Origin of the sequence: Janthinobacterium sp. CG_23.3 (assembly GCF_046115965.1) — a bacterium.
Lineage (GTDB): Bacteria > Pseudomonadota > Gammaproteobacteria > Burkholderiales > Burkholderiaceae_D > Janthinobacterium.
Genome location: NZ_JBJXIB010000231.1, coordinates 1 through 3,253, shown reverse-complemented (window position 1 = coordinate 3,253; position 3,253 = coordinate 1). Strand labels below are relative to the sequence as shown.

At 64.6% G+C, this 3,253-nt stretch carries 5 protein-coding genes; 4 read left to right on the top strand and 1 reads right to left on the bottom strand.

The annotated features are described in order from the left end of the window. The 4 genes from ACFDR9_RS27275 to ACFDR9_RS27260 all read left to right on the top strand — a co-directional run. Positions 1-252 (top strand): ISAs1 family transposase (locus ACFDR9_RS27275; protein WP_409033018.1); only part of this gene is annotated, 252 nt, incomplete at its 5' end. A gap of 6 nt (positions 253-258) precedes the next feature. Next, entirely contained in the window at positions 259-642 is a 384-nt protein-coding gene (locus ACFDR9_RS27270; RefSeq protein ID WP_409033017.1) for a hypothetical protein, read from the top strand. Beyond that, entirely contained in the window at positions 639-1,940 is a 1,302-nt protein-coding gene (locus tag ACFDR9_RS27265; RefSeq protein WP_017874779.1) for a response regulator, read from the top strand. The genes ACFDR9_RS27270 and ACFDR9_RS27265 overlap by 4 nt, the downstream gene beginning before the upstream one ends. A 150-nt stretch (positions 1,941-2,090) precedes the next feature. Further along, positions 2,091-2,324: a DUF3820 family protein gene (locus ACFDR9_RS27260; RefSeq protein WP_035788054.1), complete on the top strand. Its 234-nt coding sequence runs from the start codon at positions 2,091-2,093 to the stop codon at positions 2,322-2,324. 25 nt (positions 2,325-2,349) lie between these two features. Here the strand turns inward: ACFDR9_RS27260 and ACFDR9_RS27255 are convergent, their stop codons facing one another. Then, positions 2,350-3,042, bottom strand: a complete 693-nt coding sequence (locus ACFDR9_RS27255) for a hypothetical protein (protein WP_409033016.1) — start codon at positions 3,040-3,042, stop codon at positions 2,350-2,352. Between the last annotated feature and the right edge of the window lie 211 nt (positions 3,043-3,253).

The following is a 3,253-nucleotide window of genomic DNA, read 5'->3' as shown; positions in this document are numbered from 1 at the left end:
CATCTTGCGCAGACTGTGCGGGCGCACTGGGGCATCGAAAACTGCATGCACTGGGTGCTCGACGTCGCCTTTCGCGAGGACGATTGCCGCATACGTATCGGCGATGCGGCACAAAACTTCGCCATCTTGCGTCGAATTGCGCTCAACTTGCTAAAAAACGAGAAGACCACCAAGCTCGGAATCGCCAGCAAACGCTTAAAGGCAGGATGGAGCGCCGACTATCTTGCCAAGGTCTTGGGGCTGCCGGCCTGATTCTTCATGCAATCGCCCTGGGAAGACACCCTGGTGGCCGGCGCCAACGCCTTCATGACCAAGCCGGTCGACCAAAACCTGTTGCTGGAAAAAATCGGCGGCTATCTGGGGCTGACGCTGCTCTACGAGGCGGACAGCGAGGCGCCGCCCGCCGCGCCGGGCGGCGCCGACGGCTTGGCCGCGCCGCCCGACCATGAAATCGAGATACTGGTGCAACTGGCCAAGGAAGGAAACATGCGCGACATTCGCCGACAGGCCGACCACATCGAAGCGCTCGACCCGCGCTACCAGGCGTTCGCCGAGCGGCTGCGGCAACTGGCGAAGGCTTACCAGTCCAAGGCCATCCTGGAAATGGTCAACGCCCACGCCAAGGAAAGGGACGCCAGATGAACCCGGCAACCGTGCTGATCATCGACGACACGCCGGCCAACGTCGCCGTGCTGGCCGACTATCTGGAGGACCAGGGTTTGCGCGTGGTGGTGGCGCAGGACGGCGAGGAGGGGCTGGAGCGGGCGCAGTTCGTCCGGCCCGACCTGATCTTGCTCGACGTGATGATGCCGGGCATGGACGGCTTCGAAACCTGCCGGCAATTGAAGCTGCGCGCCGAGCTCAAGGACATCCCGGTCATTTTCATGACCGCGCTGACCGACTCGAGCAATGTGGTGAACGGCTTCGCCGTCGGCGGCGTCGACTACGTCACCAAGCCGATCCAGATCGAGGAGGTGCTGGCGCGCATCAACACCCACCTGTCGATGCGGGCGATGCACCAGCAGTTGAGCGAGCAAAACCTGGTGCTGCGCCAGGAGGTGGCGATGCGGCTGCAAACCGAGGCCGAGTTGCAGCTGGTCAGCGACGAGCAGCAATTGCTGATCGCCAAATTGCAGCAAGCCCACGACCAGTTGCTGCAGTCGGAAAAAATGGCCTCGATCGGCCAGCTGGCCGCCGGCATCGCCCACGAAATCAACAACCCGATCGGCTTCGTCAACTCCAACATGGGCGCGGTGCAGGGTTATTTCGACACGCTGTTCAAGGCCATCGACGCCTGCGGGGAGGCCATCGCGCAGGGGCCGGACCAGCGGCAGATCGCGGCGCGCTTCGGCCAGCTCAAGCAGGCCGCCGAATTCGACTACCTGAAGGACGACTTCGCCGAGCTGATGAAGGAGTCGCTGGAGGGCTTGAAGCGGGTCAAGGACATTGTCCAGGCGCTCAAGGATTTCTCCCACGTCGGCGAGTCGAACTGGCTGGCGGCCGACCTGCACCGCGGCCTGGACAGCACCTTGAACATCGTCAACAACGAAATCAAGTACAAGGCCGAGGTCGTCAAGCAATACGGCCAGCTGCCGCTGGTGAAATGCCTGGCCTCGCAGCTGAACCAGGTGTTCATGAACTTGCTGGTCAACGCCGCCCACGCGATCAAGGAATTCGGCGTCATCACGATACGCACCGGTTGCAGCGGCGCGGACTGGGTCTGGGTGGAAATCAGCGACACCGGCCAGGGCATCCCGGCCGACATCATGAAACGCATCTTCGAACCGTTCTTCACCACCAAGGCGGTCGGCAGCGGCACCGGCCTGGGCCTGTCGCTGTCCTACGGCATCGTCAACAAACACGGCGGCCGCATCGAGGTGCGCAGCGAGCCCGGCCAAGGCTGCTGCTTCACCGTGCACCTGCCGGTCAACCCGCCGTAGCGCCGTCCAGTTGCTGTCGCGTAGGTCGGATTAACGCACGCGCAATGCGACAATGTTGGCCGAAGCATCGACAATGCGGCGCGCCGCCGGCCGCCGTTCTGCTATATTTGCGGCGATTCGCCACCCCGACCCACCACGCACATGTCGACCATGACTCCAGAGTATTTAAGTTTGTTGCTGACCCTTGAGATGCCTTACGGGAAATACAAAGGCCGCGTGATCGCCGACCTGCCCGGCCACTACCTGGGCTGGTTCGCGCGCGAGGGCTTCCCCTCCGGCGATCTGGGCAAGCTGATCGCCCTGATGTACGAGTTGGACCACAACGACCTGCGCCACCTGCTCGACCCGCTGCGGCAGCGCCCGCCGGCCCGCCGCCCGCACTGAACCGGGCGCGCCGCCCGCCACCGCGTCACTGCTTGGAATACACGCCGCGCAGTCCCGAATCGGGGTCGCTGACCTCCAGGCCGCCCTGTTCCAGGCGCAACTGCAAACGCTCGAACGGCGGCGCCCGCAGGTCGCTCTCGTTGACGGCAATGGCGGCGATGTTGTCCTTCGAGCGCGCCGGCGGGATCGCCAGCCATTGCCACTCGCCCTTGGCTTGGGCGCGCCGCAGGCCGGCGCGGGCCCATTGCTCGCTGGCCGGCATCTTGACGATGGCGTCGCCGTTGCGGTCGGTGACGGCCGTCTTGGTCTGGCCGGACTTGCTCTCGAATATCACTTCGATGTCTTGCACCGGCCCCACGCGCGGCACGCCGACGATCGCCACCCACGCGCCCTTTCCGGCCGGTTTGCGGATGTTCAATTCCTCCTCGGTAAACAGGCGGAACGCCATCTTGTCCGGGCGCGGCGTCGCTACCAGCACGACCTTGTCGCCGTCGACCTCCCAACGGCCCTTGGCGGATTGATCGACGGCGCCATAACTTAACATCCACTCGAATTTGCCGTCTTCGGCCAGCAGCAATTCCGAGCCGACTTCGGTCATGCCCTGCAGGTAATAATGCCCCGGCAGGGTCTTTCCGGCGGCGCCGTCCAGCGCTTGCGCCGGCGCGGCGTGGCCCAGCGCGGCCAGCAACAGCGAGCCGATCCAAACAGTTTTCTTCATCAGGTATCCCATCAAATGTTACCGGGTGCCGCGGCCGGCGGCCCCTCGCACCCCGTGTTCACATTCTAGCGCCGCTTGAGATGGACCGAGGTTCGGTAGCGGGGGGGGGGGGGGGGGGCCGCAGCCGCACCCACCCCGCCGGGAACCGCTCGGAGCCCTCCCAAGGCTGGGGTCGCGCCCACCACAACCCACGCAGATTTGGCGGCTTGCT

Coding starts and splice junctions, on each gene's coding strand:
- ACFDR9_RS27270 (WP_409033017.1), top strand. CDS start 259: ATGCAATCGCCCTGGGAAGACACCCTGGTGGCCGGCGCCAACGCCTTC.
- ACFDR9_RS27265 (WP_017874779.1), top strand. CDS start 639: ATGAACCCGGCAACCGTGCTGATCATCGACGACACGCCGGCCAACGTC.
- ACFDR9_RS27260 (WP_035788054.1), top strand. CDS start 2,091: ATGACTCCAGAGTATTTAAGTTTGTTGCTGACCCTTGAGATGCCTTAC.
- ACFDR9_RS27255 (WP_409033016.1), bottom strand. CDS start 3,042: ATGAAGAAAACTGTTTGGATCGGCTCGCTGTTGCTGGCCGCGCTGGGC.